Annotated in this window: 16 protein-coding genes; 8 read left to right on the forward strand and 8 right to left on the reverse strand. The window is 71.0% G+C overall.

Annotation, left to right across the window (positions count from 1 at the left end; translation table 11 throughout):
• Positions 1-8: 8 nt before the first annotated feature.
• Positions 9-1,202: an FAD-dependent monooxygenase gene (locus QPJ90_RS01205; protein ID WP_290132654.1), complete on the reverse strand. Its 1,194-nt coding sequence runs from the start codon at positions 1,200-1,202 to the stop codon at positions 9-11.
• Positions 1,203-1,306: 104 nt separating this feature from the next.
• On the opposite strand from QPJ90_RS01205, the gene QPJ90_RS01210 reads away from it, so the two are divergent.
• Complete coding sequence (locus QPJ90_RS01210) at positions 1,307-1,798, forward strand: MarR family winged helix-turn-helix transcriptional regulator (protein ID WP_290132655.1); 492 nt, start codon at positions 1,307-1,309, stop codon at positions 1,796-1,798.
• An 11-nt stretch (positions 1,799-1,809) separates the two neighbouring features.
• On the opposite strand, the gene QPJ90_RS01215 is transcribed toward QPJ90_RS01210, so the two are convergent.
• Both QPJ90_RS01215 and QPJ90_RS01220 read right to left on the reverse strand, forming a co-directional pair.
• Entirely contained in the window at positions 1,810-2,703 is an 894-nt protein-coding gene (locus tag QPJ90_RS01215; RefSeq protein ID WP_290132656.1) for an NmrA family NAD(P)-binding protein, read from the reverse strand.
• A gap of 27 nt (positions 2,704-2,730) precedes the next feature.
• Positions 2,731-3,756 carry a helix-turn-helix domain-containing protein gene (locus QPJ90_RS01220; protein WP_290132657.1) on the reverse strand — a complete coding sequence of 342 codons (1,026 nt, stop codon included), beginning with the start codon at positions 3,754-3,756 and terminating at the stop codon, positions 2,731-2,733.
• A gap of 83 nt (positions 3,757-3,839) precedes the next feature.
• On the opposite strand from QPJ90_RS01220, the gene QPJ90_RS01225 reads away from it, so the two are divergent.
• Both QPJ90_RS01225 and QPJ90_RS01230 read left to right on the forward strand, forming a co-directional pair.
• Positions 3,840-4,286, forward strand: a complete 447-nt coding sequence (locus tag QPJ90_RS01225; RefSeq protein ID WP_290132658.1) for a MarR family transcriptional regulator — start codon at positions 3,840-3,842, stop codon at positions 4,284-4,286.
• A 163-nt stretch (positions 4,287-4,449) separates the two neighbouring features.
• Complete coding sequence (locus tag QPJ90_RS01230; protein ID WP_290132659.1) at positions 4,450-4,605, forward strand: hypothetical protein; 156 nt, start codon at positions 4,450-4,452, stop codon at positions 4,603-4,605.
• Positions 4,606-4,748: 143 nt separating this feature from the next.
• On the opposite strand, the gene QPJ90_RS01235 is transcribed toward QPJ90_RS01230, so the two are convergent.
• The 4 genes from QPJ90_RS01235 to QPJ90_RS01250 all read right to left on the reverse strand — a co-directional run bounded on the left by QPJ90_RS01235 (position 4,749) and on the right by QPJ90_RS01250 (position 9,245).
• Entirely contained in the window at positions 4,749-5,597 is an 849-nt protein-coding gene (locus QPJ90_RS01235; protein ID WP_290132660.1) for a carbohydrate ABC transporter permease, read from the reverse strand.
• Positions 5,597-6,592, reverse strand: a complete 996-nt coding sequence (locus QPJ90_RS01240) for a sugar ABC transporter permease (RefSeq protein ID WP_290132661.1) — start codon at positions 6,590-6,592, stop codon at positions 5,597-5,599. Before QPJ90_RS01240 ends, QPJ90_RS01235 begins: the two co-directional genes overlap by 1 nt.
• A complete protein-coding gene (locus QPJ90_RS01245; RefSeq protein WP_290132662.1) occupies positions 6,589-7,908 on the reverse strand; it encodes an ABC transporter substrate-binding protein in 1,320 nt (439 codons plus the stop codon). Before QPJ90_RS01245 ends, QPJ90_RS01240 begins: the two co-directional genes overlap by 4 nt.
• Positions 7,909-8,237: 329 nt before the next feature.
• Positions 8,238-9,245 carry a LacI family DNA-binding transcriptional regulator gene (locus QPJ90_RS01250; RefSeq protein WP_290134139.1) on the reverse strand — a complete coding sequence of 336 codons (1,008 nt, stop codon included), beginning with the start codon at positions 9,243-9,245 and terminating at the stop codon, positions 8,238-8,240.
• A 217-nt stretch (positions 9,246-9,462) separates the two neighbouring features.
• Between QPJ90_RS01250 and QPJ90_RS01255 the strand changes: the two genes are divergently transcribed.
• From QPJ90_RS01255 to QPJ90_RS01275, 5 genes are read left to right on the forward strand one after another with little or no spacing between them, the layout of a single operon-like run.
• Positions 9,463-10,695, forward strand: a complete 1,233-nt coding sequence (locus QPJ90_RS01255) for an extracellular solute-binding protein (RefSeq protein WP_290132663.1) — start codon at positions 9,463-9,465, stop codon at positions 10,693-10,695.
• A gap of 58 nt (positions 10,696-10,753) precedes the next feature.
• Positions 10,754-11,725, forward strand: coding sequence for a sugar ABC transporter permease (locus QPJ90_RS01260; RefSeq protein ID WP_290132664.1), 972 nt, complete (start codon positions 10,754-10,756; stop codon positions 11,723-11,725).
• A complete protein-coding gene (locus QPJ90_RS01265; RefSeq protein WP_290132665.1) occupies positions 11,722-12,612 on the forward strand; it encodes a carbohydrate ABC transporter permease in 891 nt (296 codons plus the stop codon). The genes QPJ90_RS01260 and QPJ90_RS01265 overlap by 4 nt, the downstream gene beginning before the upstream one ends.
• Positions 12,613-12,655: 43 nt before the next feature.
• Positions 12,656-13,450 carry a ThuA domain-containing protein gene (locus QPJ90_RS01270; RefSeq protein WP_290132666.1) on the forward strand — a complete coding sequence of 265 codons (795 nt, stop codon included), beginning with the start codon at positions 12,656-12,658 and terminating at the stop codon, positions 13,448-13,450.
• The gene (locus QPJ90_RS01275) at positions 13,447-14,565 is read left to right on the forward strand and encodes a Gfo/Idh/MocA family oxidoreductase (protein ID WP_290132667.1); all 1,119 of its coding nucleotides are present in this window, start codon (positions 13,447-13,449) and stop codon (positions 14,563-14,565) included. The genes QPJ90_RS01270 and QPJ90_RS01275 overlap by 4 nt, the downstream gene beginning before the upstream one ends.
• An 86-nt stretch (positions 14,566-14,651) precedes the next feature.
• On the opposite strand, the gene QPJ90_RS01280 is transcribed toward QPJ90_RS01275, so the two are convergent.
• Positions 14,652-15,161 carry a hypothetical protein gene (locus tag QPJ90_RS01280; protein WP_290132668.1) on the reverse strand — a complete coding sequence of 170 codons (510 nt, stop codon included), beginning with the start codon at positions 15,159-15,161 and terminating at the stop codon, positions 14,652-14,654.
• Between the last annotated feature and the right edge of the window lie 17 nt (positions 15,162-15,178).

The raw sequence follows: 15,178 nt of genomic DNA on the forward strand, positions 1-15,178 counted from the left end.
CCGGGCCGTCACCCCTGGGCGGTCGTCCGCAGCGGCGGCAACGGCTGCTCGGTCTCGGCGACCCGCGTCAGCCGTGCCGTGATCGGTGCGAACACCGGAAGGGTGATCGCGCGGTCCACCACGTGCCGGAGCGCCAGCCCGAGGCGCGTCTGCGGGTAGGCGAACCGTACGATGCCCTTCGGGATGTCCTGCACGTCGGACACGAGCGGACGCATCCACTCGTCGAACGCCGTGGCGGCCGCGGCGCTGTCGTCGTGCGTGCTGAGCGACGCGGCGAGGACGTACCCGGAGGTCAGTGCGAGGGAGGCTCCCCCGCCGCCCATCGGCGTCACGCACCACGCGGCGTCCCCGACGAGCCACACCCTGCCGCGGGCCCAGCGCGGCATCCGGATCTGCGTGAGCTGGTCGACGTACACGTCGTCGGAGGCGTCGAACCCGTCGAGCACGCGCTCGGTCTGCCACCCCGCACCTCGGTACCGCTCGCGCATCCGGGCCAGGGCCCCGTCGCGCGGGAGCGCAGCGAGGTCGTCGTCGTTCGTGCAGGCCAGGATCGCTCGGGTCGTGCCGTGGGGATCGGGTCGGAGGTGGACCTGCCGTCCCTCGACGGCGTTGTACCAGCGCCAGCGGTCGTCGTCCGACGGCTCCCGCGGGATCGTCCCGAAGACCATCGCGACGCCGAGGTCCCGCGCCTCGACCTCGTCTTCCGCGAACACGAGCGACCGGGTGCTCGACCGGACGCCCTCGGCCACGACGAGCAGGTCGGCCACGAGCGCCGTCCCGGCGTCGGTGCGCACGGTGACCGACGCGCCGTCGTCCGTGACCTCGGCGATCGTCTCGCCGTACCGGATCGTGACGTCGGACGGCAGCGCGTCGAGGAGCACGTGCGCGAGGTCCCCACGGAGCACCTCGAGCTCCGCGGTCGCGCCGTCCCCGCCGCCGTCGGGGAGCTCCGCCCGGACGGAGCCGTCGGCGTCCACGAGGACCGTGCCGGTCTCGGTGGTGTTGCGGGCGCGGACCGCCTCGACCAGGCCCATCCGGTCGAGGACCTCCTTCGCGACACCGCGGACGTCGACGTTCTGCCCGCCGTCGCGGAACGCGGGCGCTCGCTCGACGACGGTCACCCGCCACCCCGCGTGGGTGAGCCACCAGGCGGCGGAGAGGCCTGCGATGCTGGCCCCGGAGACGAGTGCGTGCTGCTGCATGTGCTTCCCTGTTCGTCGGAGCGCGGATCGTCTGCGCTGATCGTCTGCGCTGATCGTCTACGGTGATCGCTTTACAGTAAAGCGATCACCGCCTGGAGGTGCCTGTGTCCCCGCTCGACCCGCTGTCCGTCGACTGGTCCGACGACGAGGTCGGCGCCATGCACGCGCTCCGCGACTGGGCCGTCGCGTTCGAGGAACTGAACCGGCACCTCGCGACGTGGACGGGGCTGCCGGGATCGGACGCGAACGCCCTCGGGCAGGTGGTCTGGGCCGAGCAGGGCGGACACCCGCTCTCCCCCGCCGAACTCGCCCGCCGGATCGGCATGACGACCGGGGCGACGTCGATCCTCGTCGACCGGCTCGTCGCCGCCGGGCACGTCGGTCGTCACCGCGAGGGGTCGGACCGTCGCCGGGTGACCCTCCGCCCGACCGAGCACGCCCGCGAGGAGACCCGGCGGTTCCTGGCCGCGGCGGGCGCGGAGTTCGCCGCGACCGTCCGCGACACCGACGCCGCCGAGCTCCGCACCGTCCGTGCGTTCCTCGTCCGGATGACTGCCGCGGCGAGCGCGGCGAACCAGCGGCTCGCCGGTCGCTGACCGACCCGGCGTCAGACCCCGAGGTGCTCCGCGAGGACGTCCTCGACGCTCGTCCAGCGCTCCGGCCGGTACCGCTCGCCGCCGAGGTTGCGGAGCTCGCCCTCGCCGCTGAACATCGTGACGAAGTACTGCATGCCCTGCCACGCGGGGAACGGCTCGTCGTCGTCACGGGACAGCCGCCGCCCGACCCTCGCCATCGCGGACAGCGACCCCGTCGTCCCCGCCCAGAGCACGCGGTGGCGGAGCCCGGTGAGCCGGGACATGGTGTCCGCGAGGCTCCGCGACGTCACCCGGTCCCCCGCGACCTCGACGAACCGCGGCGCATCGGGGTCGAGGGCGACCCGGGCGACCACGTGCGCGACGTCGTCCTTCGTGGTGAAGTCCAGCGGCTGGTCGGCGCTCGACCACGCCAGCACCCGCCGTCGATCGAACAGGACCAGCGGCGCCTGCCCGGTGAGCATGTCCGCGAACGCCCCGTTCAGCACCGAGGTCGCCCGGATCGGCGCGGCGTCGAGGACCGCGGCGAACTCGCGTCGGAGCTCGAAGTTCCGGTTCGTGCCCGGCGTGACGCTCCGGTAGTCGGCGGAGTAGTCCGACGGCACGAACCGCGGCACACCGGCCTCGACCGCGGCGTCGAGCAGGGCGCGCTGCGCGTCCACGACGACCTTCCGGGTGCCGCTCAGCACGGACACGACGACGTCGACGCCGCGCAGGACCTCGACGAGCGCGGCGTGGTCGGCGTAGTCGGCGGTGACGACCTCGACGCGCTCGTCGGCGGGCACGCGGTCGGCGGCCGCCCCGCCGCGGGTGAGGGCGCGGACGCGGACGTCGAGGCCCATGAGCTCGCGGACGATGCGACGGCCGAGGTCGCCCGTGGCGCCGGCGACGAGCACGGTGGTGGTCATGCAGCGAACGCTACGGGACGCCTCCGATCAGCGCCGCAGCGTCTGCTTCGGGTACTCGCCGAACCGCTCCGCGTACGACGCCGAGAACCGACCGAGGTGCGCGAACCCCCACCGCCGGGCGACGTCGCCGACCGCTCCGACCTGCGGATCGAGCGCGAGGAGTTCCTCGTGCACGCGGTCGAGCCGGACCTGGCGGAGGTACGTCAGCGGGGAGACGTCGAACACCCGACGGAAGGACTCCTGCACCGACCGCACGCTGAGTCCGGCGACCGCCGACAGCTCGGCCACGGTGACGTCCTCGGCGGCGTGCGCGTGGATGTGCTCGACCGCGGCACGGAGCCGGGCGTTCTTCGGCAGCCCGAGGACGGCGGGCAGCCGGTCGAGGTGCGGCGGGAACATCTCGAGGAAGACCCGGGCAGCGGACTCCTTCGCGGTGCGCCAGGCGTCACTGTCGGGTCCGGCGGCCCGCAACGCCCGGGTGAGCCCGGTGATCGCGACACGCCAGGACCGCACGGCCTCGGGCACCGGCTCGGCGAGGTGGTCGAACCGCAGTGGCCGGTCGCCCAGGTCGAGGTGTTGGGCCGCCACCCGCTCGACGAAGGCCCGGTCGAAGTGCACCAGACGCTGGTCGTAGTCGGACGCGGCGAACGTGTAGGTCTTGTCGGTCGGGTACAGCACCGGCACGTCCGGACGCATCTCGACGGCGTCGCCGGCCAGGTCGAGCTCGGTGTGGCCCTCCGTGAGCCACCCCACGACGTACTCGTCCGACGGCGCCATCGGCCCGCGGATCGCGCCGGTCAGCTGCGAGCGCCGGACGGACACCTCGGAGTCGCCGACGACGGTGTACCGGTACGAGAACCCGCGGTCACCACCACGGGCGACCCAGGCGTCACCGCCGTAGACGCCACCGAGATCGCGGACGGCCGCGGCCGGCTCGTCGCCGGCGAGTTCGAACCGTACGGCCTCGACGGGCTGGTCCTCGAGGAACGCCTCGCTCACCGGGTCACCGCCGAGCGCCGCCCTGTTCCGGAAGCCCCTGTCCCGGATGCGCACTCGATCGCGCTATCCGGATACGGTTGTCCGGTGACCGCAGCGTACAGTTGCGCGGAGTCGATCCGCAGTGAGGGGGTCTCCGCATGAGCGACCTCGACCTGCTGGGCGCGCTCACCCGCCTCGAGGGTGCGGTGGCTGCGCTCCGCGCACGACTGCGCGAGCGACTCGAGGTCTCGCAGGGCGACCTCACGGTGATCCAGTTCGTGGCCCGCGCCGAGACCGCGGAGCGGACGGTCCGGGTCAAGGACCTCGCGACGCACCTCGGCCTGACAGGACCGGCGGTCACGGGACTCGTCGATCGCCTGGAGCGCTCCGGTCACCTGTGCCGGGTCCCCAACCCGGACGACGGACGCAGTCGCCGCATCGAACTGACCGAGGCCACACGCGGGGCGTACGCCGCTGCGATGGACGGCACGAACCAGCACCTGCACGACCTCATGGCCTCCTTCTCGGAACGGGAGCGCGCCAGGTTCGTGCGGATCGTCGACCGCGTCGTCGCGGCGATCGACCTCGGATCCCCGGGCGCCTGACGGCAGAGTACGGGCGTCTGCAGACACTCCCAGACCGTTTGTCCAGCATACGCAACAAGGTAACTTTGCTACCTAGTTGACCGGTCGGCCACCGTCACGGGCACGTACCGTCGGCACGGTCGGGGCGACCGCCTCGGCACCGCCGACGATCGAGGAGCTCCCCATGGGCGCGTACGAGACCGAGCCCGGCATCGAACCGGTGCGCATCGAGACGATCCGCGGCATGCGTCGTCGCTGGAAGCACGGCGAACTCCGCGAGGCGCCGTCGACCCCGGACGACTTCTTCCGCGACACGGCGCGCGACGCGCGTCGCCGCTGATCAGCGGCACCACCTGACGGACGGGAGGCCCGGGTCGGATCCGACCTCCTCCCTCGCAGGCTCGGTCGGCGCGCCCCGCGCAACGCTTCGCGTCGCCGCCGAGCGGGGCGCGCTCCCGTCCGTCAGGTGGTAACCCCGCGACCTCAGCCCTTCACCGCGCCGGAGGTGAGGCCCGAGACGATCGAACGACGGAACACCAGGACGAGGATGACGATCGGCACGGTGGCCGCGACGCTCGCCGCGAAGATCTGCGCGAACGGCACGGTGAACTGCGTGCCGAACAGCGCGATCCCGACCGGGATGGTCCGGAACGAGTTCTCGCTGTTGAACGTCAGCGCCATGAGGAACTCGCTCCACGACGCCGTGAAGGTGAACACCCCGACCGTGAAGAGGCCCGGCTTCGCCATCGGCAGGATCACGCTGAGCACGGTGCGCCAGGCGCCGGCCCCGTCGATCTCGGAGGCCTCCTCGATCGTGGAGGGGATGCCCTGCAGGTAGTTCCGCATGATCCAGATGGCGAACGGCAGGTTGAACGCGACGTACGGGACGATGAGCCCCGGGTACGAGTTGAGCAGGCCGAGGTTCCGCTCGAGCAGGTACAGCGGCGTGAGGACCGCGATCGCCGGGAACACCGACAGCATGAGCAGCGACGTCATGATCGCGGTGCGGCCCTTGATCCACCGCCCGGCGAGCGCGTAGCCGGCGAGGAACGACAGCGCCAGCACGATCACGGTCGTCGACACCGACACGATGACGCTGTTCACCATGTACTGCCCGAGGGCGTTGTCGCGGAACGCCACCACGAAGTTGTCGAACGTGATCGACTGCGGGAACGCGGTCGGCGGGTTCCGGGAGATCTCCGACGCGGGCTTGAGCGCCGTCGTGACGAGCCAGTACAGCGGCAGCGCGGTGAGCACCGCGATGACGACACCGCTGACGTTGACGGTGTTGACCCACTTGCGCCAGCCCTTGCGGACACGTGTGCGGGGCATCAGTCCCCTCCCTTCGCCTGGTTCCGGAAGGCCCGGAGGAACAGCAGACAGCCCGCCGCGACGATGACCGCCGTGCTCGTGGCGATCGCGGCGCCGGGGCCGATGTTGATGTCCTGGAAGAGCACCTTGTAGCCCATGATCGCGAGGGACTGCGTGGCGGTGCCCGGTCCGCCGTTCGTCAGCACGAACGGCAGGTCGAAGACGCCGAACGCCTGCAGGATGCGGAAGAGGACGGCGATCGTCAGCGTCGGGGTGAGCTGCGGGAGCACCACGCGCCAGAACGTCTGCCACGTGTTCGCGCCGTCGAGCTCGGCGGCCTCGTAGTGGTCCTCCGAGATCTGCACGAGGCCCGCGAGCAGGATGATCGCCACGAACGGTGTCGTCTTCCAGATGTCCGCGACCATGAGGCCCGTGATCGCGGGGACCGGTTCGCCGAGGATCACCGGGGCGTCCCCGAACAGCCCGAAGAACCACGTCGCGACGCCGTACGTGGAGTCGTAGACGTACTTCCAGAGCTGCGCGTTCACGATCGTGACGAGCGACCACGGGATCAGCATGAGCGCGAGCATCCAGCCGCGGGTCGCCCCGAGCCGTTCGAGCACGAGGGCCACGAGCATGCCGAGGACGAGCTCCACGAAGACCGTCACGACCGTGTAGAGCACCGTGAACCCGAGCGCCCGGTACCAGTCGGCGCTCTGGAGCAGGGCCGCGTAGTTGCCGAGCCCGAAGGACTGGATCGAGAAGCCCTCGTAGCCGACCTCGACGTCCGCGAAGCTCAGGACGATCGAGTACACCACCGGGAAGATCGTGACCGCGGCGACGACCAGGAGCGCGGGGGCCGCGAAGCCCCACGCGCCCCGCGCGCGCACACGCTCCATGCGCGACCGCGCGCTCGTCGGGCGGTACCCGTCACGGCGACCCGTGCCTCCAGGCCGGAGCGCCGGACCGCCGGCCGGTCCGCGGGAACCGCCCCGCGTCGCGGTGCCGGCGCTCACAGCGCCTCACCGGCCAGGGCGAGCGAGATGGCCGAGGCCATCGAGCGCGTGCCGCCGTCGACGGACGCCTGGCCGCCGAGGATGCTGTTGCCGTTCTGGTAGACGCCCTGCGAGACCTTCGGGTAGTACGCCGTCGAGGTCGGGCGGGGCACCAGCGTGATGCCCGCGGCGGTGTCGTAGGTCGGACGGTTCTGCCGCTTCGCGTCCTGGCTCGTGAGCGACGCCGACCGGGCGGGGAGCACGCCGCCCTCACGGGTGAGGAACTGCTGCGCGGTCTCGCTCGACATCCACTTCGCGAACGTCAGCGCCGCGGCGGGCTGCTGCGTGTGCGGGTTGATGTAGTTCCCCCACCCGCCGATCGTCGAGTGGTGCTCGTCCTGTCCGTCGAACGTCGGGCGTGCGGCGAGCCCGACCTTGCCCGCCACGGCGGAGTCCGGGCCGTTCGCGATGCCCCACGCGTACGACCAGTTGCGGAGGAACGCCGCGCGGCCACCCGAGAAGGCGTCGTTCGTGTCCTGCTCCTGGTACGTCAGGGTCGCCCGGGGGCTGGCGCCGTCGGTGATGAGCGAACGCATGAACTCGAACGCGCGCTTCGTCTCCGAGCTGGTCGTCTCCGGCTTCGTCAGGTCGTCGTTCAGCAACGAGCCGCCGGCGTCCGCGACGAACTCGGTGACGTTGCACGTGAGGCCCTCGTAGACGTCACCCTGGAAGGCGAACCCGTAGCTGACGTCGCCCGTGTCGACGAGCTTCGCTGCGGTCTCGCGGACTTCCTCCCACGAGCGCGGGACCTGGAAGCCGTGCTTGTCGAGGAGGTCCTTGCGGTACAGGAAGAACGACTCGTCGATGTAGAGCGGGAACATGTAGTACGTGCCGTCGACGCTCGCCGCGGCACGCAGGCCCTCGGGGAACTGGTCGAAGAAGTCCTCTCCGACGAGCCGGTTCACCGGGGTCGCGAGCTTGTTCTTCGAGAACTGCCCGGGCCACGCGACGTCCCCGAGGTACACGTCCGGCGTCGGGCTGCCCGCAGCGATCTGGGTCGTGAGGCTCGTCCGGTTCGTGTCGGTGTCGCTCGGCGCGCTGACGATGCGGACCCGGATGTTCGGGTGCTCCTTCTGGAACTCCGCGATGAGGCGTCGCCGGAGGTCCCCGCCGTCCTTCGAGGCCACCTGCCCGGCCCACCAGCTGATCGTGACGTCACCCTCGGGCGGGTCGGTGGGCCAGTCCTCGACGGTGGTCCGCTCGGGTCGGCTGGAGCACCCGGCGAGGAGCAGCACCCCCGCTCCCCCGAGCAGGAACAGTCTGCGGTCGATCGCCATCGCGTCCTCCTCGACGGGTGGTGGTGCTCGTGGTGCTGCCGGACCTGTGCATCCACTCAACCAACGGTCGCTGGGAGCGCGCGCAGCGCGCCGGGAAGCGGCACGTTGTCGCTTTCCCGAGAGCGGCACCAGGAGCGGTCGTGAAAGCGACAGATGCCCCCTGCAGCGCGGCGGGAAGATGTCGCTTTCGCGAAGGCGACGCGCCGAGCAGCGGACGGGAGGCACGATGCGGGCCCGACCCGACCTCCCTCGCAGGCTCGGTCGGCGCGCCCCGCGCAACGCTTCGCGTCGCCGCTGAGCGGGGCGCGCCAGGCCGGCGGGTGGGCGCGTCAGCGCCGCGCGGGCGCGGTGGACTCCGCGGAGCGGAGCGTGCAGGGCAGCAGGAAGTGCGGCAGCTCCGCCGAGGTGCCGTCGAGCTGGTCGATGAGGGCGTCGGCGGCGCGGGTGCCCAGCTCACGACCCGGCGCGAGCATGGTCGACAGCCGCGGGTAGTGCTGGTCGGCGTTCGCCGCGGAGGACGCGATGCTCAGCACCGAGACGTCCTCGGGGACGCGGCGGCCGGCGTCGAAGAGCCCGACGAGCAGTCCGCCGGCGCTGTCGTCCTTCATCAGGAGCACCGCGGTGCAGTCCGGGTCGGCCGAGAGGAGTTCACCCACGGCCGCACGACCACCCTCGCTGCCGGACCCGGCGTAGACGACGGTCCCGGTGAGGCCGCGGTCGGCGATCATCGCTCGGAACGTGGACTCGGCGCGGAGGTGCGGGGCGTACCCGGCCATCGGTGTGCCCTCGAGGTTCTCCAGGACGATGCCGAAGCGGCGGTGCCCGAGCGACTCGAGGTGGCCGATGCTGTCCACGATGGTCGTCTCGAAGTCGATGTCGACGAACGGCAGGCCCGTGCTGTCCCGGGTGCGACCGATGAGCGTGAACGGGACGTCGAGGTCGGTGAGGACGGCCACGCGTGGGTCGTCCATCCGCACCTCCATGAGGATCACGCCGTCGACGAGCCCACCGGACACGAGGTCGTCGAGGTCGTCCCCCGCGGGGTCGACCGGCCAGAGCACGAGGTGGTAGCCGCGCTCGGAGGCTCGCTCGGCCGCGCTCATGAAGAACTCCGAGGTCGTCGGGCTGAACCGGTTGCCCGTGGTCGGGAAGAGCAGCGCGATGATGCGGGTCCGGCGGCTCGCGAGCGCGCGGGCGACGACGTTGCCGCGGAACTTCAGCTCGCGCATCGCGGTCCGGACGCGGGCGGTCGTCGCGGGGGTGACGTACTTCGTGCCGTTCACGACGAACGACACCGTGGCGATCGAGACCCCGGCGCGGTCGGCGACCTGCTGCATCGTTGCCACTGCCACTCCCGCTCGGTCCGGTCCCGCTCGTCCCGGAACCGCTCGTTCCGGACCCGCTCAGCATAGCTCCCAGGTTCGGAAAAAAGCGCTTTACGAGTGAAGCGCTTATCTGTTAGCGTCTCGCCCCAAGGAACGCAGGGACGACGACGTCAGCGAGTCGTGGTCGTGCTCCCGAAGTCCATGACTCCACCAAGAGAAGAGCTGTGCAATGAAGCAGAAGTTCCCCTCGTCGCCCCGCCGGATCCGTGCCCTGCTCGGCGCGGCAGCGGTCCTCGCGACGGTCCCCCTGGTGCTCACCGGCTGCTCCGGCTCCGGGTCCGCCTCCTCCGGCGGGAGCAAGGCCCTCACCATCGAGGACTACTACGACGCGAGCTACAACCCGGTGTACAAGCAGTGCGCGAAGGACGTCGGCGCCACCGTCACCATCAACCACGTCGCCGGTGCCGGCCTGATCTCGAAGGTGCTGCAGCAGGCGTCGTCGAAGACCCTCCCCGACGTGCTCATGCTCGACAACCCGGACGTGCAGCAGATCGCGTCGTCGGGTGCGCTCTCCGACCTCAGCGCGTACGGGCTCAGCGCCTCCGGGGACGTCCCCGGCGTCAAGGCGGCGAGCACCTACAAGGGCAAGCTCTACGGCGTGCAGTCGAACACGAACTCGATCGCGCTGTACTACAACAAGAAGCTGCTCTCCGAGGCCGGTGTCCAGCCGCCGAAGACGTGGGACGAGCTCAAGGCCGCCGCGAAGAAGCTCACCAAGGGATCGACCTACGGCTTCGCGATGAGCAACATCAACACCTACGAGGGCACCTGGCAGTTCCTGCCGTTCTTCTGGTCGAACGGCGGTGACGAGAAGGACATCGCGACGCCGCAGGCAGCGCAGGCCCTGCAGCTCGTCGAGGACCTGCAGAACGACGGGTCGATGTCGAAGAGCTCGATCAACTGGGCCCAAGCCGACGTCAACAACCAGTTCCTCGCCGGCAAGGCCGCGATGATGATCAACGGCCCGTGGCAGCTCCCCGCCCTGAACGAGAAGAAGGGCCTCGAGTTCGACAGCGTGCCGATCCCGACCCGCACCGGCGACGCCACCGTCGCTCCGCTCGGCGGCGAGGCGTTCACCGTCCCGCAGACCGGCGACAAGGCGAAGATGCAGCTCGCCGGCAAGTTCGTCGGCTGCCTCCACTCCGTGAAGGGCCAGGAGGCCCTCGCGAAGCTCAGCGGGAACGTCCCGACGAACCTCGAGGCCGGCGCGAAGTGGGCCGAGAGCCACCCGCAGGTCGCCTCGTTCGTCACCACGGTCAAGACCGCCCGTGCCCGCACCGGTGAGCTCGGCCCCGACTGGCCCAAGGCCGCGACGAAGATCTACACCGCCGTCCAGCTCGCCCTCACCGGCAAGGCCAGCCCCGAGGCAGCGCTCCAGCAGGCGCAGTCCCAGAACCAGTAGTGCACGAGGGAGCCGGTCGGACCGGCCGGCTCCCTCTCCGCTCCAGGAGAGGATCCGCATGAGCGCCTCGACACAGGCACCCGCTCGCACTCCGTCCCGCCCGGCGACACGGACCACCGTCGCCCCGCCCGTCCGCCCCGGACAGCGCCGCGCGCGTCTCCGGAGCGGCATCACCCGCTGGCTGTTCGTCATCCCGGCCGCGCTCTTCGTCGCGGTGTTCTTCGGCTACCCGGTCGTCAAGAACATCCTGATGTCCTTCCAGGACTACACGACCGCCACGTTCTTCACCGGCGAGGCCCCCTGGGTGGGACTCGCGAACTACGTCTCCGTGTTCTCCAGCTCGGTCTTCACGACGAGCGTGGTGAACACGGCGCTCTTCACGGCCGGTTCGATCGTCCTGCAGTTCGTGATCGGCCTCGGGCTCGCCCTGTTCTTCCGCCGGCACTTCCCGCTGTCCGGCTTCCTGCGCGGGCTGCTCCTCCTGCCGTGGCTGCTGCCCCTCATCGCCTCGAGCGCGGTGTGGAAGTGGCTGCTCGACCAGGACAGCGGCGCGCTCAACCAGCTGCTCGGCCTCGTCGGGATCGCGCCGGTGCCGTGGCTGGTCAGCCCGAGCCTCGCGCTCATCGCGGTGATCGGCGTCAACGTGTGGCTCGGCATCCCGTTCAACACGACGATCCTCTACAGCGGCCTGCAGTCGGTGCCGCCGGAGCTCTACGAAGCGGGGGCGCTGGACGGCGCGACCGGGTTCAAGGCGTTCTGGTACATCACGTGGCCGAGCATCCGGAGCGTGGTGAGCATCGTCATCGTCCTCGGGGTGGTCTACACGCTCAAGGTCGTCGACATCATCCTCGGCCTGACCGGCGGCGGACCCGCGAACTCGACGCAGACCCTCGCCACGAACGCCTACCACCAGTCGTTCGTCAACTTCCAGTTCGGCATCGGAGCCGCGGTGAGCAACGTCCTCATCGTCGTCTCGTTCGTCTTCGCGATGATCTACATCGCGATCTCCCGGAAGGCGGTCGACGAATGAGCGTCGGACTCGCGAACCAGACCGTCACCGCGACCCGAGCCCTCACCACGAGGCGCACGGCGCGACTCCCCCGGCCGAAGCGCGGCGTCAAGGGCATCCCGCTCACGATCCTCGGCATCGTGTTCCTCGCGGTCATGGTGTTCCCCGTCTACTGGATGGTGAACACCAGCCTGCAGGCGACGTCCGGGGCGGCGACCGCGACCTGGTTCCCGTGGTCCCCGACGTTCGCCGGCTACGAGGCCGCGTTCCAGCAGCAGGGGCAGAACTTCCTGTCGAGCATGATCATCGGCCTCGGCACGGTCGTGCTCACCCTCGCGGTCGCGACCCCCGCCGCGTACGGGCTCGCCCGGTTCCGGATGCGCGGTACGCGGGTGTTCCTGCTCGTGCTGCTCATCACGCAGATGATCCCGGCGATCGTCATCGCGAACGCGCTCTACACGCTGTTCAACAACATCGGTCTGCTCAACAGCTACGTCGGGCTCATCCTCGCGGACAGCGCCGTGCAGGTCCCGTTCGCCGTCCTGCTCATGCGGGCGTTCATGGAGTCGATCCCGCCGAGCCTCGTCGAGGCGGCGCTCGTGGACGGCGCGAACGACTTCCGTGCGTTCGTGTCGATCGTCCTGCCGATCAGCCGCAACGCGATCGTCACCGCGGCGCTCTTCACCTTCCTCGGGGCCTGGGGCGACTTCCTCATCGCGCTGACCCTGACCTCCACACCGGCCGTGCGCCCGATCACGCTCGGCATCTACAACTACATCGGCTCGAACGTCACCGACTGGGGGCCCGTCATGGCCACCTCCGTCCTGGCGTCGCTGCCCGCCGCCGTGCTGCTCATCGTCGCGCAGCGGTACATCTCCGCGGGTGCCCTCGGTGGCGCCGTCAAGTGACGGCCGGCACGAGCTCCCCGAACCCAGCCCAGAAAGGCACACCATGACCTCCACTCCCTTGCGCATCACCGTGTGGGGCGAGAACGTCCACGAGCAGGTCGAGCAGCACGTCGCCGAGCGGTACCCCGACGGCATGCACGGCGCGATCGCGGACGGCATCCGCGAGAACCTGCCGGACGCCGTCGTCCGGACCGCGACGATGCAGGAGCCCGAGCACGGCCTCACCGACGAGGTCCTCGCCGAGACCGACGTCCTCACCTGGTGGGGCCACGCCGCGCACGCCGACGTCGACGACGCCGTGGTCGACCGGGTCCACAAGCACGTCCTGTCCGGCATGGGCCTCGTCGTCCTGCACTCCGGCCACTGGTCGAAGATCTTCGGCAAGCTCATGGGCACCACGTGCACGCTCCGGTGGCGCAGCGAGCACGACCAGGAACTCGTCTGGACCGTGAACCCGCAGCACCCGATCACCCGCGGCGTCCCCAACCCGATCGTCATCCCCGAGCAGGAGATGTACGGCGAGTACTTCGACGTCCCCACCCCGGACGAGCTCGTCTTCATCTCCGGGTTCACCGGCGGCGAGGTCTTCCGGAGCGGCATGACCTACCGCCGCGGCGCCGGGAAGATCTTCTACTTCTCCCCCGGCGACCAGGACTTCCCCGTGTACCACCACAAGGACGTCCGCCGCGTGATCGCGAACGCCGCCGAGTGGGCCCGACCGGAGCGGGAGCGCGAGCTGCCCACGCTCCGCCGGTACGACCTCGGCGAGTACTTCGACGGCCAGCACTACCGCGGCCCGTTCGACGACGCGCCCGCCGACGGGGAGGTGCCGGCGTGACCGCCCCCCTGCGTGTCGTCCAGGTCGGCGCCGGTGGCATGGGCCGTGCCTGGCTCAGCACCGCCGCAGCGGACCCGGACGTCGAGCTCGTCGGCATCGTCGACCTCGACCTCGACGCCGCGCGGGCCGGAGCCGGCGTCGCGGGCGACCCGACGATCCCCGTCGGCACCGACCTCAGCGCGCTCATCGCCGAGACGGGGGCGGAGGCGGTGCTCGACATCACCGTCCCCGTCGCACACCACCCGGTGACGCTCGAGGCGCTCCGGGCCGGTCTGCCCGTCCTCGGGGAGAAGCCCGCCGCGCAGACGGTCGCGGAGGCCCTCGCCCTCGCGGCCGCCGCCGAGGCCACCGGCAAGCTGTTCATGGTGTCGCAGTCCCGCCGGTACAACGACCAGCTCGTGGCGTTCCGGCAGCACGTCCGGGGGCTCGGGGCCATCGGCGGCCTCGACACCCGGTTCGCGAAGGCCCCGCACTTCGGGGGCTTCCGCGAGGAGATGGACGACGTGCTCCTCCTCGACATGGCGATCCACGCGTTCGACTCGGCCCGGTACGTGCTCGAGCGCGACCCGGTGTCGGTCTACTGCGAGTCGTGGAACCCGTCGTGGTCCTGGTACCGCGGCGACGCCGCCGCCGCCGCCGTGTTCACCTTCGAGGACGACGTCCGGTACGTGTACGACGGCTCGTGGTGCGCACCGGGTGCCGAGACCTCGTGGAACGGCGACTGGCGGGCCTCCGGCGCGGCGGGCACCGCGCTCTGGGACGGCGACCACGACCCGTGGAGCGACCTCGACGGCACGCCGGGCACACCCGCGGCCGCCCCGAGCGTCGGCAACGAGATCGCCGGCTCGCTCGCGTCCTTCGTGCGGGCGGTCCGCACCGGCGAGGTCCCGGACGGCGAGGTGCACGGCAACGTCATGAGCCTCACCATGGTGGACGCGGCGATCGCCTCGGCCCGGTCCGGACGGCGCATCGTCATCGACGAGGTGCTCGAGCAGGCGCACGCCACGGCGATCGAGCACGAGCAAGACCCCGCGATCCGCGAGCGGCTCACCGCGTGGGGGTCGGTCCGCGGCGCGCTGTCGACGGGGTCACCCGACGCGGCCGCCCTCGGCTAGGCGCGACCACACGACGGACGGGAGGCTCGGTGCCAGCTGGCACCGAGCCTCCCGTCCGTTCGTCCGCGCCACGGGCGCGGTGCGCGTCAGCGCGTCCAGACGTTCGGCACGAGCTCGCGCAGGGCGTCGGTGCCGTGGTCCTCGAAGCCGTCGGTGACGAGGGCGGTCTGGTGGCCGTGGTCGTCCGACATGGACGTGACGACGGAGTCGGTCTCCACGGGGACGTCGCCGCAGACCGAGAAGGTGCCGGTGCTGTCCTCCGCGGGGTTGCTCCCGATGAGGCACACCGCGTCGTGCGTGGTCGTGGCGACCCAGTACGTCGTCCCGTCCGCTTCGCCGAGACGACGCTGACTGTCGACGTCGAGGTCCTCCGGGGTGGCCGCCCCGTCGGGCAGCGCGTCACTCGACGCGAACGCGCGGTCCAGCACGTGGAACCGAGCGGCGGCAGGCACCACAGCGGTCGCGGTCTGCGTCGATCCCGCGGCCCGGCTCGTGCCGGTGTGCGCGTCGCTGTCGGCCCGATCGCCGTGCTGGGTGCACCCGGCGAGCGCCAGTGCCACCACCGTCGCCGCCACGATCGTCCCGGTTCCCCGCATGTCGTCCCCCTCCGGTG

The organism is Curtobacterium sp. 458, assembly GCF_030406605.1.
In the GTDB taxonomy this organism is placed as follows: Bacteria; Actinomycetota; Actinomycetes; order Actinomycetales; family Microbacteriaceae; genus Curtobacterium.

Bases quoted from the DNA above. Each gene is read 5' to 3' on its own strand.
- QPJ90_RS01205 (WP_290132654.1), bottom strand. From the start codon at position 1,202: ATGCAGCAGCACGCACTCGTCTCCGGGGCCAGCATCGCAGGCCTCTCC.
- QPJ90_RS01215 (WP_290132656.1), bottom strand. From the start codon at position 2,703: ATGACCACCACCGTGCTCGTCGCCGGCGCCACGGGCGACCTCGGCCGT.
- QPJ90_RS01225 (WP_290132658.1), top strand. From the start codon at position 3,840: ATGAGCGACCTCGACCTGCTGGGCGCGCTCACCCGCCTCGAGGGTGCG.
- QPJ90_RS01230 (WP_290132659.1), top strand. From the start codon at position 4,450: ATGGGCGCGTACGAGACCGAGCCCGGCATCGAACCGGTGCGCATCGAG.
- QPJ90_RS01235 (WP_290132660.1), bottom strand. From the start codon at position 5,597: ATGCCCCGCACACGTGTCCGCAAGGGCTGGCGCAAGTGGGTCAACACC.
- QPJ90_RS01245 (WP_290132662.1), bottom strand. From the start codon at position 7,908: ATGGCGATCGACCGCAGACTGTTCCTGCTCGGGGGAGCGGGGGTGCTG.
- QPJ90_RS01250 (WP_290134139.1), bottom strand. From the start codon at position 9,245: ATGCAGCAGGTCGCCGACCGCGCCGGGGTCTCGATCGCCACGGTGTCG.
- QPJ90_RS01255 (WP_290132663.1), top strand. From the start codon at position 9,463: ATGAAGCAGAAGTTCCCCTCGTCGCCCCGCCGGATCCGTGCCCTGCTC.
- QPJ90_RS01260 (WP_290132664.1), top strand. From the start codon at position 10,754: ATGAGCGCCTCGACACAGGCACCCGCTCGCACTCCGTCCCGCCCGGCG.
- QPJ90_RS01265 (WP_290132665.1), top strand. From the start codon at position 11,722: ATGAGCGTCGGACTCGCGAACCAGACCGTCACCGCGACCCGAGCCCTC.
- QPJ90_RS01270 (WP_290132666.1), top strand. From the start codon at position 12,656: ATGACCTCCACTCCCTTGCGCATCACCGTGTGGGGCGAGAACGTCCAC.
- QPJ90_RS01280 (WP_290132668.1), bottom strand. From the start codon at position 15,161: ATGCGGGGAACCGGGACGATCGTGGCGGCGACGGTGGTGGCACTGGCG.